Origin of the sequence: Microcoleus sp. F4-D5 (assembly GCF_036704885.1) — a bacterium.
Lineage (GTDB): Bacteria > Cyanobacteriota > Cyanobacteriia > Cyanobacteriales > Microcoleaceae > Microcoleus.
The window spans coordinates 115,942-131,711 of sequence record NZ_JAUBSX010000011.1; the positions used below are offsets into that span (position 1 = coordinate 115,942).

Annotated in this window: 14 protein-coding genes and 1 pseudogene; 9 read left to right on the forward strand and 6 right to left on the reverse strand. The window is 45.6% G+C overall.

The window, feature by feature from the left end:
• Positions 1–72: 72 nt before the first annotated feature.
• On the forward strand, positions 73–321 hold the full coding sequence (locus QUA80_RS08130) for a hypothetical protein (protein WP_333423060.1): 249 nt from the start codon (positions 73–75) through the stop codon (positions 319–321).
• Positions 322–567: 246 nt separating this feature from the next.
• Here QUA80_RS08130 and QUA80_RS08135 read toward each other — a convergent pair whose 3' ends face one another.
• Both QUA80_RS08135 and QUA80_RS08140 read right to left on the reverse strand, forming a co-directional pair.
• The gene (locus tag QUA80_RS08135; RefSeq protein WP_333423062.1) at positions 568–768 is read right to left on the reverse strand and encodes a hypothetical protein; all 201 of its coding nucleotides are present in this window, start codon (positions 766–768) and stop codon (positions 568–570) included.
• Between the two features lie 175 nt (positions 769–943).
• Positions 944–2,152, reverse strand: coding sequence for a hypothetical protein (locus tag QUA80_RS08140; protein WP_333423064.1), 1,209 nt, complete (start codon positions 2,150–2,152; stop codon positions 944–946).
• Positions 2,153–2,359: 207 nt separating this feature from the next.
• Between QUA80_RS08140 and QUA80_RS08145 the strand changes: the two genes are divergently transcribed.
• Positions 2,360–2,761 (forward strand): hypothetical protein, encoded by a 402-nt coding sequence (locus tag QUA80_RS08145; protein ID WP_333423066.1) that lies wholly within the window; start codon positions 2,360–2,362, stop codon positions 2,759–2,761.
• A 108-nt stretch (positions 2,762–2,869) separates the two neighbouring features.
• On the opposite strand, the gene QUA80_RS08150 is transcribed toward QUA80_RS08145, so the two are convergent.
• Both QUA80_RS08150 and QUA80_RS08155 read right to left on the reverse strand, forming a co-directional pair.
• Positions 2,870–4,156: a glycoside hydrolase family protein gene (locus QUA80_RS08150; protein ID WP_333423068.1), complete on the reverse strand. Its 1,287-nt coding sequence runs from the start codon at positions 4,154–4,156 to the stop codon at positions 2,870–2,872.
• A 158-nt stretch (positions 4,157–4,314) separates the two neighbouring features.
• On the reverse strand, positions 4,315–4,974 hold the full coding sequence (locus tag QUA80_RS08155; protein ID WP_333423070.1) for an NAD(P)H-binding protein: 660 nt from the start codon (positions 4,972–4,974) through the stop codon (positions 4,315–4,317).
• A 118-nt stretch (positions 4,975–5,092) separates the two neighbouring features.
• Between QUA80_RS08155 and QUA80_RS08160 the strand changes: the two genes are divergently transcribed.
• From QUA80_RS08160 to QUA80_RS08170, 3 genes are all read left to right on the forward strand, one after another.
• Entirely contained in the window at positions 5,093–5,806 is a 714-nt protein-coding gene (locus tag QUA80_RS08160) for a DUF1997 domain-containing protein (protein WP_333423072.1), read from the forward strand.
• 658 nt (positions 5,807–6,464) lie between these two features.
• Positions 6,465–8,678, forward strand: coding sequence for an ATP-binding protein (locus tag QUA80_RS08165; protein ID WP_333423074.1), 2,214 nt, complete (start codon positions 6,465–6,467; stop codon positions 8,676–8,678).
• A gap of 220 nt (positions 8,679–8,898) precedes the next feature.
• Positions 8,899–10,371, forward strand: coding sequence for a response regulator (locus QUA80_RS08170; protein WP_333423076.1), 1,473 nt, complete (start codon positions 8,899–8,901; stop codon positions 10,369–10,371).
• Positions 10,372–10,654: 283 nt separating this feature from the next.
• Here the strand turns inward: QUA80_RS08170 and hisG are convergent, their stop codons facing one another.
• Positions 10,655–11,299: an ATP phosphoribosyltransferase gene (gene hisG / locus QUA80_RS08175; protein ID WP_332982837.1), complete on the reverse strand. Its 645-nt coding sequence runs from the start codon at positions 11,297–11,299 to the stop codon at positions 10,655–10,657.
• A gap of 642 nt (positions 11,300–11,941) precedes the next feature.
• On the opposite strand from hisG, the gene QUA80_RS08180 reads away from it, so the two are divergent.
• The gene (locus QUA80_RS08180; RefSeq protein ID WP_333423078.1) at positions 11,942–12,616 is read left to right on the forward strand and encodes a glutathione S-transferase family protein; all 675 of its coding nucleotides are present in this window, start codon (positions 11,942–11,944) and stop codon (positions 12,614–12,616) included.
• Positions 12,617–12,644: 28 nt separating this feature from the next.
• The gene (rppA, locus tag QUA80_RS08185; protein WP_333423080.1) at positions 12,645–13,331 is read left to right on the forward strand and encodes a two-component system response regulator RppA; all 687 of its coding nucleotides are present in this window, start codon (positions 12,645–12,647) and stop codon (positions 13,329–13,331) included.
• An 87-nt stretch (positions 13,332–13,418) separates the two neighbouring features.
• Here rppA and QUA80_RS08190 read toward each other — a convergent pair whose 3' ends face one another.
• Positions 13,419–14,267, reverse strand: a complete 849-nt coding sequence (locus QUA80_RS08190) for a metallophosphoesterase (protein ID WP_333423082.1) — start codon at positions 14,265–14,267, stop codon at positions 13,419–13,421.
• 673 nt (positions 14,268–14,940) lie between these two features.
• Here QUA80_RS08190 and QUA80_RS08195 point away from each other — a divergent pair.
• On the forward strand, positions 14,941–15,141 hold the full coding sequence (locus QUA80_RS08195) for a hypothetical protein (RefSeq protein WP_333423084.1): 201 nt from the start codon (positions 14,941–14,943) through the stop codon (positions 15,139–15,141).
• Between the two features lie 300 nt (positions 15,142–15,441).
• Positions 15,442–15,770 (forward strand): annotated as a pseudogene (locus QUA80_RS08200) (photosystem II q(b) protein); the annotation flags it as partial.

Genomic DNA, 15,770 nt, shown 5'->3' on the forward strand with positions numbered 1-15,770 from the left:
CTTGCTACATTTACCCTCAAATTGTGGCAGTTTAATATAATCGGTTCTAACCAGCAGTTGGAGAAATTACTCATGAACGCAGAAGAACAGGCTAGACAACTAATAGCACGAGAAAGGCAGCATAGCGAACACTTGCAAGAATCTATGCTCAACCGTTCCTCCCACGAGCTAGAAACACCTCGGGAGGGAATTGCTGAAGAAAAAGCCAGAGAATTAATGGCTCAAGAAAGGCAGCACAGCGAACACCTGCACGACTCTATGTTAAGCCGTTCCTCCCAAGAGGTAGAGGCATCGATCGCACCCGATGACACTGACAAATAAATTTTGTTAACACAAGACTTACGGAGAAAAAACAAAGAAACCTGGTTTTTATACCAGAAAAAACGGCTGTAAAAATGTTTTTGTGTTGTAAACAACCAGGTTTCTGCGTCCCGCAATAGTTCAGCACAGCAAAACTCTACTCAAATCGAGGAGGATTTCAGGTGCATTCAAAACAGCCCCTGCTTGGTTGGCAGCCGCTATCACCAACCTCAAGGTGCCATATATAGCAAGAGAAAATGCCAAGTTCTACTGATCGCGAAAGCTTTCGAGGGATGCCAAAAGACTTGGCAGTCCCGCCAGCGTTGCAGACACCAAAGCATCATCTTTGTAAACTCGCGATCCGACAATATGGATACTTTTGGACGCAGAGGTGATAGAGTCTCGCCGTTCCGAATTTCCGGTTTCAACCCGCCCTAAATTTTTGGTTTCTCGCGTCACGCAAAACATAGCAGTATCCTCGCAGTATAGTCAATTAATCCCTAAATATGCGCCCGTAAAAATTCTCAGGGCTTGCTGTATTTTTATATTATTACTCAGATAGTTAACAGAGATGAAAGCATGAAATAATTATTCATGATAGCGAGGGATCAACTTAAACTGCTTAACAGCTTTTATTAATTTGTTACACGGCGCGCGTTTGTTTCAGCCGATCGCCCGCGACGACACAGACACCAGCAATCAAAAAGGCGATCGCCCCCACAATCGCCGTTGTAACAGCAGGAATCGCGTTTGGTACCACAAACACCACAGAGTATAAACTCATCCCCAGGGAAAAACCGCCAAAATACAACCCTACGCCGAATCCTCCTCTGCGCGGAGGTACCAGAGACAAAGCAAAAGGAACTGTACCAGTAGCAATCAAACTGTTGGTAAAAATCACAGCCAAAACAATCGCCGCCACCATCACCAACCCCTGACTAAAAACCATTGCTAACAGCAAAATAGCCGTTGCTACCAATCCACCCAACAGCATCCGCTGGTTTCCCAAGCGCACCGCAATCACGCCAGCCAGCAAAGAAGCAACAGCTAAAGCCAAAGTAAATCCCGCCATTAAAAACTTACTATCAACATCGGCGATTTGAGTTTGGAAAACATGGGGCAAAATCCGTTCCCCCATCGCCCGAGTTCCCCAAGCCACAGCCATTCCCGTCACCGCAGTTAACCCCAGCGCTGTGATAGAAACTCTCTCGGAAATTGCAGTATCCGGAGGCAATTCTGACAGCGCAACATCAGGATTAACCGATCGCAAAAAAGCCACCGCACCCAACAATACCAACGAAGCAATAGCAAAAGCAAAAGCTGACCCCAAACTCAGAATAAAATCTCCTGCAACAGGCCTTGCCGCCCCAACCAATCCCCCTACAAGCACCAACAAACTCATGGCTTGGGGCAACTGGCTTTGAGTTGCATATTGGCCCAACAGCGACACTGCAGGCGATCGAAACATCGCCATTGCCACCGCCCAAGCTACTACTACCGCAGGCAAAATCCAGCGCAGGGGCGAGACTGGATTGCCGAAAATAAAAATAGCCGGGATCGCAATAAATAGCACCGACGACAGAATAGTGCCGACAACAATTAGCGGAAAACGAGTTCCCATCCAGCGACGCTGCTTGTCAGAAAGCCAGCCAGCAAAAGGTTCGATCGCAATGGCCAAAGAATCCTCTAAAATTCCGATACCCCTGTCGAATCCCGCAAAACCAAATCCCGCTAAAAGTTGAGGCAAATACAGTCGGTAAAGCATCCAAGTCAGAGTAATTGCTCCCTGCAAAGCTGCCACGCCTCCCACTTGCCGCCACAAAATTAAAGACTGAGATTGAAATTTTTTCATGTTTTTGACAATATTTTATGCGGTCGGCAGGGGGCTGGTTTATCTATACTATTAGCTACCTAAAATATATCTGGTGAAACCGGCACCTTGTATTTTGAAAGACGTAAATGGCGATTTATCGTTGTGCGGGGGCGGGTTTATGAGATGATTGGTCTTAGGCACTGATAGTTGGTAAAAGCTGCCCCTACAAGTTATCATTCTTTACCTATGTTTTTTGTACTGCATCCCCTTGTAGCACCAACAGTTATAGCTCAAATTAGACCGAATGTGCAAAGCTTGCCCGATGGAGACTACCGCTACCGAGACTCCTTTGGGATCGATCGACCTTTTCGAGAAATTCAATTTCGCAAACAAGACAAATACATCACCGGCAGCGATTCCGACCAACGCACGGGAAAAAGTTACTGCTTTCGGGGAATCCCCCAGCAGAACAACATTATTAACATCACGGTAGCGACCGAAATTTTCCCGAAAACAGCACAGCAAACCGAGTGGAAATTAGCACCGGGAAACCCCATTAATTTCGACAAGCTTTATCCGCTGCAAGCAGGGCCGGGATTAGAATTGTACAAATGTTTGACAGCATTTTTACCAAAATTGAAGGATTAGTTACTCGTTACTTGTTAGGGGTTATTTCTTAAGCATTTTGGCTTGTTAATAACCAATAACATTCGTTGACAGTTAACATTCAACCGTCAACAGTGAAGATTTAACTCCCTAAGAACCAGCATTTTCCAATTCTTCCAGCAGCATTTCCCGATAGACTTTCGGCAAACTAGAACTCATAGAATTGTTCTCAATTCCATATCCCAAACTCGTCCAAGTTCCCGAAAGCATCCGCAATACCTCAGTTAATCTTTCCTGCCGCAGCATCTCTGAAATATCAGCTTTCCAAAACTTGCGATCGCTCAACCAAGCATAAACCACAGCATCCTGATCTTCTGGTTCAAAACTGTAATCTTCCCAGAATAAAAAATTAGCACGACGGCCCTGATAGCGCTTAGCCTTCTCCTTCCAAGTCGTAGTCAGAAATTGATAGCGGCCCGCTGCGGTAGTACACTTGCCTCGATTCGGGCCATTAACAATCTTCACGCACCAGTCAGGATGGCGGCTCAAATCTAATATATATTTGCCACCGTAAACAACGTGATAAGGTCGAGCAACATTCGACTCGCTAGCAGAAATAGTTCGCATTAGCGCTCGAATGTAAGGATCGCCGGTTTTCATAGCCAGCGGCGGAAATTTTCTCACCTCACTCCGCGACTGCGAAAACTGCTGATTTCCCGGCAAATTAGCAACCAAAAAAACACCGCCGCCAATCACAGCGCCGATTAAAAGTAGAAATCCGAGGATTTGAATTTCCGATCGCCTCAGCAAACCCCTTTTTCGACGGCTCAATTTCTCAGCTTCGAGCAAAGTCATTTCCATTTCCGCAATTTCGGCTAATTTTCGAGCCACCCGCATCCGTCGCACCCGAAAATCGTATTGATATAGCGGCGCGGCTAACAGCATTAAACTCGATAAAGCCCCCGCCAATTTACTCAGCCAGAAATCGAATTCACTGGCTACCGCAACATTTGTCAGAGTAGATATTCCTGTGAGTAATTGAGCCGGATCGATCGATCGCGCGGGCCAATAAAAAATAGCAATTTGCACCAGCAGCGACAGATTAAATGCAAAAAAAAGCACTACTAAAGCATTCAAGCCTTCTCGCAAGTGCGATCGAATACCAATGTGCCGGCCCTTGAACTTGCGCGCAACGCCAAAGCTGCCCAGCAGCATAATTAGTAAGGGATTTAAGATTTTGACGGCGAACAAATGAAAAACAAAAAACAAAGGCAACTGAATCAACCAAGCCGCCAGCAGTAGAGTCAGAAAGCCGATATCGTCGCTGACAAAAGGAATGCCCCTGCGAAGGACAAAACTAAAACTCTGAGCGAGAGCAAATGCCCTTAACCACGAAATCGGATAGGGGAACCAAGCTGGCCACTTGAGAGTTTTCATGCTGAGAGAGGGAAATTTCAACGGCGAACAGTAAAACTACTAAGATTTTGCCAGATTTGGCGATCGGAAAATTGGTGTGGGGTGCGTCAGCCCCAATCTTTGACCCACATCAAAGTGTTTTTTGTCTGACGCACGGAACCCAAGCGAGCCTAATTCAATCAAATCACACTGGCAAACAACTCCTCAAAACTCTTGTGCGGAGCCTCCGACTTAGCGACAATTTCCACAACCTTGTTGCGAGAATTCGGCAGAAACAACGCTTCCACGCACACTTGGGCTACCTTGGTGCGGGAAATGCTGCTCTCAAACATTGTGTCCGCACTCCCCATGACGATCGCATCTGAATTATCCTCATTTTTGAGACCGCCCGGACGGACGATCGTATAAATCAAGCCGCTTTTTTGCAAATACTCCTCAGCTTGTTTCTTCCAAACCAAAATCAGCCAGAACAAATTCAGCGGGTGAAAAAACTGAGAGACGCACAGAGAAGTCACAAGCACAAAATGCTCAATGCCCTTAGCCTTAGCTGCATCCACCAAATTTTTAGTACCTTCAAAATCCACTTTGTAAGGCGCTGTCGGGTCAAAACCAGGGGCCGCCCCTGTCGCGCACAGCAACACCGTACTATCGCCGATGGCATCGCCCAGGGAAGTCGCATTTAATACATCCCCGGTCACTAACTCAGCCTCCGGTGGTAAAATCTGCTTAGCTGTCTCTAAATTTCGGACTAAGGCGCGCACCGGAATGCCTCGCTTGACTAATTCTGCGACGATTCGGCGGCCAGTCTGACCTGTGGCTCCTGCTACAAATGCTTTCATAAGTCGAGTTATGCTGAACAAGGGGTAAGTTTTGTTACTATCGATTTCTCAATTGTAGGGAGGAAACTTCCTGAACACATCCCCAGCCCGATCGGTGCGTATTACAGGAGAGTATAGGATGAAGCAGGATTCCGCTGAATATCAAAATTTTGAAGCTTCTGACAAAAATTACTACCCAGATATGAGTTTCCGACAGCCCGAAAGTGCGAGTGCCGATGCAGTAGAGGAAGTTGAGCCGATTTGGTTTCACGCATATTTTGAAGACAGCATGGAGATGTACGCGGATGCCCAGACGGTGGCGAAGCATTTGAACAACCACAAGAGTTGGTTTTGCCAGTGCGCTTGGCCGATGAAGGCCCAGCCGATCGGAGAAAACGGCTATGATTTGTTAATCGGCCGTTTTGGGGCTTTTGGCTACCGCGTTGAGGCGAGAATTGGTTTAGAGTTGCTGCCGCCTGACGCTGAAGGCTGCTATTTGATTAAGACTGTTCCAGTTCCGAATTATACCTCGCCCGGGTATGAAGTGGATTTTCGATCGGCAATGAAGCTAGTGGAAATACCGTCTCAGGAGTTTGCCGCCGATTGGCCTGCGTCGGAACGTGCTAAGCTGCCGCCTGCGATTACCAGTGCTACGTGGAAGCTGGATTTGGCTGTGGGAGTTTGCTTTCCCAAGTTTATTCGATCGATGTCTCAACCTTTGATAGAAAAAACCGGCGATGCGCTTTTGGAAAAAATCATCAAACAAGTTAACCGGCGCTTGACTTATAAAACTCAGCTTGTTTTTCACGAAAGTTTGGGCATTCCTTTTCCCAAAAATCCTAAGAAACATTAAGTCCGATCGCACTTAATCACATTTGTAGGGCGCTGATGGCGCACCTTACCCTTAAGTGCGATCGCAATAACTCATATCATTTTTTATTTGAGACTTCGGCGTTAGCGCTCTGTCGAACGATTTTAGATTAAACTATTGGGAATAACTGCTTCTGTATGGGTTGGGTTCGCGGGTCTACAGTTGCTTTTTTGAAACTGATATCACTTCCTTCGCGTGCTTAGGGCGTACCTTACCCTCTTTTATTGCACGGAACAGTTGCTTGACCTGCTAATTCCAGTAACCCGATTATTGCTAATAAAATTTAAGGTAAGGTCGTGATTGTCTTTTGACATATCCTCTTGTATTATCACCATAATTAGTTTTTATTAGGGGTAAATTTGGCACGGGTTCGACACAATAGTTTCAAGTCAGAGGTCATCAACTTCGAGAGCATTGTTATTCAAAGATTCTCCTTCTATCATAATGCTTTCCCTCCTTATTCCATCACGATTAAGCAGTGTAGCCGATGCAGTTCAAAGCTGGCTCCGATCGCCCTCCGAAACTAGCAAGTGTCTCAGATCACAAAACAGATCGATCGCCCTCACTGGCAAAAAACCTAAGATTATGTCAAATTAAATAATGGGCGATCGAATAAGTCTTGCCATATCCGTAGAAAGTTATGACAACAAAACTAAGAGCGACAGACACAAAAAAAATGGAGATAGACTGGCAGCAGTTGAAGGCAGACCAAGAACTAATTCTCAATCAAGTAGACAATGCGATCGCTCTGTTCGACTCGTCTGACTGCTTAGTTTTGTTTAACAAAAAATTGGCCGGAATCTGGGGACTGTCCCCAGAATGGCTGGCAACAAAGCCGAAGTGCCACTTGCTGTTTGCGGAAATTGTCGATCGGGGTTACTTGTCCCTTCAGCAGTGGCAAGACTTTCAGCAAGCACTCGAAAAATCTCAGGATGGAAGTTTATCATATTATTTCGAGCAATCTAATGGGGTTTGTTTGGAGGTGTGTGCCACGATTACCAACAGCGGCGGACGGCTGTTGACCTTTAGAGATGTTACGGTATACCAAAACTCCCAAGCTAGCTTGAACGCAGAAGTCAGGCGGCTGAGCTTTCTTTTAGGTTTAACCGAACGCCTGCAAAACTCTTACTGTTTGCAAGAAATAGGTCAGTTTGCCCTCACCTATCTGGTAGGGGCAATGAATGCAGCTTTCGGAGATGTCAAGGTAATTACCGGCAAGGGAAACGACCGGCAAGCGGCGGCGATTTGCAACCAAGTTTCCAGTAAATTTTTGGCTACTTACGGGGAACCGGTAGTCGCAGGAATGCAAGAATTGCTCGACCAAGGCATTCCCTACGGCATCGGTTTGCTGTGGGAAGTGGTGAAAACCGGTCAACCTGTGTTTGTCGAGGATTATGACCAACATCCCAATGCCGTGCCGGAATTTCGGCATCCGGGAATTGGACAACTGGGGATTTTTCCGATCGCAGCCACGGACGGTACAATTATTGGCGTACTGACGCTGGAGTCCCGCAACGTCAAAAAACTGCAAACCGCCCTCAACCAAGAAGTGCTGGAGGCTGCTTGCCGGACTCTGGGGGCCGCGATCGAGCGGGCTCAGACACAAGAAAACCTGCGTCAAGTTAACGAACAATTAGAGTATTCTTCTCAGTTGAAATCCGAGTTTTTAGCCTCGATGTCCCACGAATTGCGGACGCCTCTCAACAGCATTCTCGGCTTTTCTGACTTGCTGCTGCGGCAAACAGCCGGACAGTTGAGCGATCGACAAATCAACTATTTAGAACTGATCGAAAAAAGCGGCCAGCACTTGTTGCAGCTAATTAACGATATTCTCGACCTTTCTAAAATTGAAGCGGGGAAAGTAGAACTCAATTTACAACTGGTTCGCGTTCACGAACTCGCGACAGACTGTCTAAAAATGATGCAGCCGCGCGCAGACAAAAAGCGAATCGGTTTGTCTTTAGAACTCGACTACCGCATTACTAAAGTTTTGCTCGACGAACGGCGAGTGCGACAAATTGTGATTAATTTACTTTCTAATGCCATCAAATTTACCCCAGAACAAGGACAAGTTAAACTCAGCGGGCGTCTGGTCTACGGCAGTGAAATAAATGGCGACTACCGGCCGGATTGTTCTCCTGTAAATGCCAGCACTCCTTATTTTTGTTTTGAGGTGAAAGACTCCGGCATCGGCATTCCTCAAGACCGCTGGCACTTGCTATTTCGACCTTTTCAACAGGTCGATTCTTCCCTGACTAGGCGGCACGAAGGTACAGGTTTGGGTTTGGCTTTGACTAAGCGTCTGGCAGAATTGCACGGGGGAACTGTTTCTTTTCAATCTGTTTGCGATCGGGGAAGTCTTTTCCGGGTTTGGCTGCCTTTGACGGAGATGCGTCAACAGTTGGGAGACTTTGCTTCTTGTACTTTGGATTCCAAGTTAGTCCCTGCTTCTGCGATTGCTTTACCAATTGGCAGCAAACGGATTTTGGTTGTCGAAGACCAGCCTTTTAACCAAATGTTAATTTCTGAGGTGATGGAATTGGAGGGGTACGGGGTAGAGATACTCGCGAATGGGAAGGCAATGGTCGATCGTATTCTCGCTGCTTCTAAAGCCCCGCAGTTGTTGCCGGATTTGATTTTGATGGACATTCAGTTGCCGGATGTTGACGGCTTTGAGTTGATGCGCCGAGTTAAAGCAGATCCTGTCTGGGAGTCGGTACCGATGATTGCTGTGACGGCGATGGCCATGCCCGGTGACCGCGATCGATGTTTGGAAGCAGGCGCTTCTGGTTATTTGAGCAAGCCGCTGGATTTGAATTTGACGATCGCAACTGTCCGTTCTTTTCTGACCTAACAATAATTATTTCCAGTTCCAGCACTGCCATTTATAATAATTGATAACCAGAAACGTTAAACTCAATAGTAGATAAATATCTATAGGACTTGCGTACACTTGCCTCAAAAACCCGGTTCCTACGAAAAATATAGACTTTAGTAACTATAAATATACCAATTAACCAGTTTTCGAGCTTCTCGACGCGCAAGTCCCGAGTTAAATTCAATATATGTATTCCATGTCAAACAAGTCGCCTTGCATCATGTTGGTTGATGACGAGCCAGCTAATCTGACTTTACTGGAAGAGTTATTGCACCTGAAAGGATACGCCACAGTGTCAGCACTATCTGGCGATGAAGCGCTCTCCCTCGCCCGCGCATCTCGACCCGATTTAATTTTACTAGATATTATGATGCCGGAGATGGACGGTTTTGATGTGTGCGATCGCCTGCGGAAGGATACGGCATTGCAAACTGTACCGGTGATTTTTTTAACTGCCCTCGATGACGATACCTCTCGCCTCCGAGGGTTAGAAATGATGGCAGACGATTATTTGACAAAGCCTTTTAACAGTCGTTTGTTGCTGGCAAAAGTGGAAAATATTTTGCAGTTGAGTCAAATGCGATCGCAAGCTGTATCTTCCCAATTCAACCAGCAAGTCAAAGAGCAAAGCAAGCGCCAAATCGCCGCAGCTTGGGAGGCAAACGAATATCTTTCAGAAAAATTTCAGCTATTTGTGCCGGAGCAGCTTCTCGGACGAATTGCGCCGCAAGGAATAGAATCTATTCAGTTGGGCAATGTCACAGAAGAAGAACTGACTATTTTATTTTGCGACATTCGCGGGTTTACTGCGATCGCAGAATCTCAAGAAGCTCGCGAGACTTTTGAATGGTTGAACGCTTTTTTTACTCAAATGAACGATTGCATAACGTCCCACGGCGGGTTTATTGACAAATACCTAGGTGATGCAATCATGGCAGTATTTGACAAGCCGAACTCTCACGCTATGGATGCGATCGAAGCTGCAGTAGCAATGCAAGAAAGATTGCAGGAATTTAATGCCAACCGCCACAAATACAATTTAGAATCTCCAGTCAATATCGGTACCGGAATTCATACAGGTATCGGCATGATCGGCACTTTGGGTTCCGATCGCCGCATGGACTCTACAGTCATCGGCGATGTAGTAAATACAGCTTCTCGGTTAGAAAACTTAACTAAAATATACGGCTGCCAAATTATTGTTAGCGAAAATGCGATCGTTCATGCGAGAGAATTTCTAAATCGCATAAGTTCCAACTCAAAATCAAAAGAAAGTTTATTATTAAAGTGCGACTTGGAAGTGGAAACACAGGAGACTATTATTTCTACTTCTGGGGCTACAGCTACAGACAGGGATTTGCCAAGCAACAATTATTACTATCGCTGGATCGATCGAGTAACCCCGCGCGGCAAGCAGCAAGCTATTGAAATCTACGAAATCTGGATCGCATCCAGTCCCGACTCGGAGGCAAAGCGGCTTACCCAAGTTTTATTTGACAAAGGAATTCAAGGATGGCAATCCGAAAGATTTGCCGCCGCCTTGGGATATTTTCAACAACTAATCGAACAAAACCCTGCTGATACAGTCGTCAGTTTTTATATAAATCGCTGCCAAGAAAAACTAGGTTTTGTACCTGCAACTAGCAGCTCAGAAAGATTTAACTTTTAGGGCGGCATAGAAGCCCACCCCACAATAGTTTAGACATATTGCAAAAGTCGCTAATTATCCTGCTTTGCCTCTGCGTTGCGTCTGTGATTTCCCTATCAATGATATCAAATGCGGTAGCATCGGAATTAAGATTAACTACCGCTTTCGAGACGGCAGTGTCCTTGGACTACAATTAATCGCGGTAGTCCAAGGGCAATGCTGTGTATTCTATATCATGTCGCTCGTCCATGCGGAAACAATATGAAAGATTGATGAAATAAGTCTACTCTAATTGGAGTTCGCATCAAACAGCCGTCAAAACTTGCTCTCTCAACTTCCCGATTAATTCATTAACCCCCCCTGCATTCAAACGATAACTCAAAGGATGACCGATTAAATAAGCCGAACTTTCAAACAAAACATCAATTTCCACCAAACCATTTTCCCGCAAAGTTTTGCCAGTCGAAACCAAATCCACAATTGCCTCCGACATACCCGTAATCGGCCCTAACTCCACAGAACCGTAAAGCGGCACAATTTCCACCGGCAAATTCAAATTGTGAAAATATTCCCTCGCACAGTGTACGAACTTAGAAGCAACTCTACCGTGAGGAGGCAAATCCACCGTTCGCCGGTAAGAACTAGATTCCTTCACCGCCACAGACAGCCGACATTTGCCAAATTTTAAATCAATTAAATTGGCAACTTTCGGATTTTTTTCCCGCAAAACATCATAACCGGCAATCCCCAAATCGGCTTGACCGTATTCCACATAAACCGGCACGTCGTGAGTCCTTACTAGCAAAGCTTTTGCAGTGCCGGTCGGGTCATAAATTTGAAGTTGTCGGTTAGAGGAATCGAGAAAAGCGCTGAAGTCTAATCCAACCGATTTAAACAGCCGAATACTATCTCCTAACAGTCCGCCTTTGGGAAGTGCAACAGTAATCATGTCAATTTTTAGAGTGTAAATTGCTCAATTTGGGAAGGGGGCGATCGCCGTACAAGCAGAAACAGCTTTTACCAAACTCAGAATAACACATACAGTTCACAGCTAAAAATAAATTTAGGGTATTGCTCTATCCTTTGTTTGGGTATATATTATATTTAGTAAGTTTTTAGAGACTCACTTTTTTAAATGCCAATCTGTATGGAAAACGATAGAGAGTTTGACAGTCAAGAATTGGACGGATAATTTCACAGTGTAGACCCCGATTCCCTGAAAATTAAAGTAGATGAAATGCTCTCAGGCAGCGGTCTAGAGACCGAGGAAATAGATTATACAGTAGCCGTACCTACCGCTAACCACGCCAGCATCCCCAGGATCGCAGGCTTCTCATCTTATGTGAAATCAAGCGTGTTCGATGACGCCCCCCGATCGAAGTTTGCAGAAAAACGCGGAACGCTAGGAGGCTGTTAATGTAAAATGCTTGCAGAGGCTGGTGCACAGAACTGGACGATCGTGCGTTAGGGTTAGCGAAGCGATCTGAAGGAAAGCCCTCGAAGAGGATCGTCATTTAGTCTCACGCCTTTGTGTATTCAACTCTAAAACTTAAAATTGCACGGACGATAGGAAATAGCTAACAGCTACATTATGACCAAATTGACTCTGGTAATCGGCAATAAAAATTATTCCTCTTGGTCGCTGCGTGCTTGGCTGGCGATGAAACAAGCTGGACTGGAATTTGCTGAGGTGAGAATTCCCTTAGACTGGCCGACAACCCATGAGGAAATCCGGCGCTATTCTCCCTCGGGAAAAGTGCCAGTTTTAATCGACGGCGACTTGAAAGTGTGGGAATCTTTAGCAATTTGCGAATACGTTGCCGATCGCTTTGCGAATGATTTGTGGCCGTCCGATGTAGCGGAACGGGCGATCGCCCGTTCCATCTGCGCCGAAATGCACGCGGGGTTCCAAAATTTGCGCGAAAATATGCCGATGGACTGTCGCAACCGCTATCCGGGAGAAGGGATGACTCTCGGTGTCGAAGCAGAGATCGATCGCATCTTTTCCATTTGCCGCGAATGCCGCCAAAAATTCGGGACAGGCGGGAATATGCTATTCGGAAAATTCACAATTGTTGACGCTATGTTTGCCCCCGTTGTCATGCGTTTTGTCACCTACGGAGTCAAATTAGATTCAGTAACAAAAGCTTATGCGGATGCGATTTTGGCCTTGCCTGCCATCCAGGAATGGATAGCAGCAGCTTGCAGCGAAACGGAAAGTATTCCACACATTAAAATCCAGGAAAAATCAGTTTACTTAACCTAAAATCTCAAATCTCAAATTTGAAATCAGGATGCGGATTCTTTTAGTTGATGATGAAGTTGAGTTAACTGACCCTTTGAGTCGAGTCTTAACCCGGGAAGGTTATACAGTTGATGTGGCATTTGACGGGGCAAGTGGCAGCAATTTAGCAATGCAGGGCAATTACGATTTGCTAATTTTGGATTGGATGCTACCGAGACAAACTGGACTGGCAATTTGCCAGAATTTGCGATCGCAAGGACGGAATACGCCAGTGCTATTTCTCACCGCCAAAGATACGGTAGACGATCGCGTACAAGGACTCGATGCCGGTGCAGACGACTATTTAGTCAAACCTTTTGAACTGCGAGAACTGCTAGCCAGAGTCCGCGCATTGCTGCGGCGGCCTCCTACTTTTGATGCCGAGGTTGCTGTCGGGCGGCTGCAAGTTGCAGATTTACAACTAGACTACGACAATCAATTAGCTTATCGGGGCGATCGCACAATTGATTTATCAGAAAAAGAATGTCAGTTGTTAGAATACTTAATGCGCCATCCCGGTCAATTGCTAACACACGAACAAATCCACCAGTATTTGTGGAGTGAAGCAGAAAAACCCAGCAGCAATGTATTAGCAGCTCAAATTCGCTTGCTGCGGCGCAAAATAGAAGCCCCGGGCGAATCTGTATTAATTCACACAGTCTACGGCAGAGGCTATCGCTTTGGAGAAGCAAATTAAAAATAATAGAAATTGTACAAAATTCCTTTTTCCTTTTTACTTATTCCTTCTGCTAAATTATTATCTGCGATCGGGAAAGTGTGCACCCTAAACCAGCCCTTGCCGGTGTTGACCAACCAAAGTAATTACTGTCACCTCCGGCGGACAAAATAGCCTCCCCGGCGAATAAGTTCCCAAACCGCGATTCACGTACAGCAAATTACTCCCAACCTGATGCAAACCGCTAGCCCATTCCCAGTGAGTAAATACTCGATCGCAAGCCGACAGAAAAGGAATGAACTTTCGGATTCGTTTAGGAATCCAATAGCCAATTTTTCTGACCCAAGCGTACAAAGGCCCAATACCGGGAATAACGATTTGACCGCCGTGAGTGTGCCCAGACAACTGCAAATCAACCCGCCAATTTTGCAGCTTTTCAGCAGTATCAGGATTGTGAGACAATACAATCCGAGGAATCGCGGAATTTATTGATGCCATTACAGGTTCAGGCGCAAAATCTCCCGACCAAAAATCTGCCAATCCAACTAAAGCCAGTTCTGACCCCAAAGGATAGATTGCTTCGTTGTACAAAACCCGAATCCCGACGCTATTTAAAGCATTAGCAACCTCTCTTTTTGCCCCCGGCCAGTGGTGGTCGTGATTGCCCAAAACCGCGTAAATTCCCACCCGACTTTGCAAGTTTTTCAATCGCTGCACTAAGCCGTAAATAGGTGTCGGATCGTAGGTAATAAAGTCACCCGTTAAAAAAATCAGGTCTGGTTCGGCTTCATTAGCTGCTGCAATCGCCTTTTCTAGCAACCATTCCGACAGCCGCACCCCATCATAGTGAAAGTCAGTAAGCTGTACAATTTTAGTATCGGATAGATTTACTGGAAGATTGGCGATCGGTATTGTTAAATTCTCTACCCGCAATTTCCCAGTTAATAACCTGTGCATAAATCTAAGGTTTATTGACAGAGCGAAACCTCTAGCTTAGCAAATAAACAGGCAAGACTGCAAAACTAGATATTTTCCCCTCTTTCTTCTGCCACAGGACTAATGAGTGTTGACTGCAGACTAATAACTACAGTCTTGGACGCAAAAAGTGGGATTAACTCACAAACATTGCAACAGAAATGCCCGATCTTCATTTCTGATTTCTAGCAAAATAGAGCTTCGGACTATAATTTTATTGAATTACTAGGGCATTCAACGAAAAAATAGATTGCTAAGCGACTGTTTAACTCAACTTAAAATATATACGATTTATTACATCTACTTTTGATTAATAATTAATTATTCATACAAGATTCAAAAAATAGTAATGTCAATAAAAGTTTGCATACATTAAAATAAATTTATTTTTGTGGCAGACTACTTACTAAACAAATTTTGTGTGAGTTTATTAAGTAGTTATAGCGGTCTATTATGATGATTATTATTTAACTCATCAATTTAATCCTCTATTTAATAGGATTTAGACCGGGTTTGCTCCGATGGTTTGATAACTACTAACTAAAGTTGAGTGCCCTAGAGTTACGATCGCACTAGCTAGCTAAATTGTCGATCGAATGCCACCCGTATTGTTTTGGCCTTACGCGCCCAACTACTACAGCATTTTTATAATATTATGACTTGCGTAACAATCTGTTTAAAACGCGATCGCTCCTCTTCAGACTGGCATTCCCCGCCCCCCATCTATATTCTTTTGGCAATTGCTCAAAGCTCAGACTTGCGCCACATCCCCAGAGAATCCGGCTACCACGGGAAGATTGCCGCTACCAAACAGTATATGGCGGCAACTTCGAGGGATTCTCTGTTACTGCGTTAATATCGCATCTTGCACCAATGTCAGCAACGGCCTCGCGTGCCCGTTCCACAACAAATAAACTCTTGTGGCGCGGGTTAGATGCCCGCCCGGATTAAGACTGTTGCGACGGGTGCAATATTCAGAGTTCATCTTCAAACCGTCAATTCACGCCCGCGATCGCCCATCTCTCCCCTGTCATCAGCTTTCCTAATCACAGCCATCAGTTTAACTGTCGTTACACCCCTTTACAAACCTTAACAACACAGTTAATAATATAAACATCATCCGAACATTGACAAATTCATACGCAATCATAAAACCATGACAACCGCCTTACAGCAGCGCGAGAGCGCCAACGTCTGGGAACGCTTCTGCGAGTGGGTCACCAGCACCGACAACCGCATCTATGTAGGTTGGTTCGGAGTCTTGATGATTCCCACCCTGTTAAGTGCCACCATCTGCTACGTCATCGCCTTCATCGCAGCCCCACCAGTGGACATCGACGGCATCCGCGAACCAGTAGCAGGTTCCTTAATGTACGGCAACAACATCATCACAGGTGCAGTTGTCCCCTCATCCAACGCCATCGGCTTGCACTTCTACCCGATCTGGGAAGCAGCTTCCCTCGATGAGTGGCTGTACAACGGCGG

What these genes read in the sequence shown, in the direction of transcription:
- QUA80_RS08130 (WP_333423060.1), top strand. Translation starts at nt 73, where the DNA reads ATGAACGCAGAAGAACAGGCTAGACAACTAATAGCACGAGAAAGGCAG.
- QUA80_RS08135 (WP_333423062.1), bottom strand. Translation starts at nt 768, where the DNA reads ATGTTTTGCGTGACGCGAGAAACCAAAAATTTAGGGCGGGTTGAAACC.
- QUA80_RS08140 (WP_333423064.1), bottom strand. Translation starts at nt 2,152, where the DNA reads ATGAAAAAATTTCAATCTCAGTCTTTAATTTTGTGGCGGCAAGTGGGA.
- QUA80_RS08145 (WP_333423066.1), top strand. Translation starts at nt 2,360, where the DNA reads ATGTTTTTTGTACTGCATCCCCTTGTAGCACCAACAGTTATAGCTCAA.
- QUA80_RS08150 (WP_333423068.1), bottom strand. Translation starts at nt 4,156, where the DNA reads ATGAAAACTCTCAAGTGGCCAGCTTGGTTCCCCTATCCGATTTCGTGG.
- QUA80_RS08155 (WP_333423070.1), bottom strand. Translation starts at nt 4,974, where the DNA reads ATGAAAGCATTTGTAGCAGGAGCCACAGGTCAGACTGGCCGCCGAATC.
- QUA80_RS08160 (WP_333423072.1), top strand. Translation starts at nt 5,093, where the DNA reads ATGAAGCAGGATTCCGCTGAATATCAAAATTTTGAAGCTTCTGACAAA.
- QUA80_RS08165 (WP_333423074.1), top strand. Translation starts at nt 6,465, where the DNA reads ATGACAACAAAACTAAGAGCGACAGACACAAAAAAAATGGAGATAGAC.
- QUA80_RS08170 (WP_333423076.1), top strand. Translation starts at nt 8,899, where the DNA reads ATGTCAAACAAGTCGCCTTGCATCATGTTGGTTGATGACGAGCCAGCT.
- hisG (WP_332982837.1), bottom strand. Translation starts at nt 11,299, where the DNA reads ATGATTACTGTTGCACTTCCCAAAGGCGGACTGTTAGGAGATAGTATT.
- QUA80_RS08180 (WP_333423078.1), top strand. Translation starts at nt 11,942, where the DNA reads ATGACCAAATTGACTCTGGTAATCGGCAATAAAAATTATTCCTCTTGG.
- rppA (WP_333423080.1), top strand. Translation starts at nt 12,645, where the DNA reads ATGCGGATTCTTTTAGTTGATGATGAAGTTGAGTTAACTGACCCTTTG.
- QUA80_RS08190 (WP_333423082.1), bottom strand. Translation starts at nt 14,267, where the DNA reads ATGCACAGGTTATTAACTGGGAAATTGCGGGTAGAGAATTTAACAATA.
- QUA80_RS08195 (WP_333423084.1), top strand. Translation starts at nt 14,941, where the DNA reads ATGACTTGCGTAACAATCTGTTTAAAACGCGATCGCTCCTCTTCAGAC.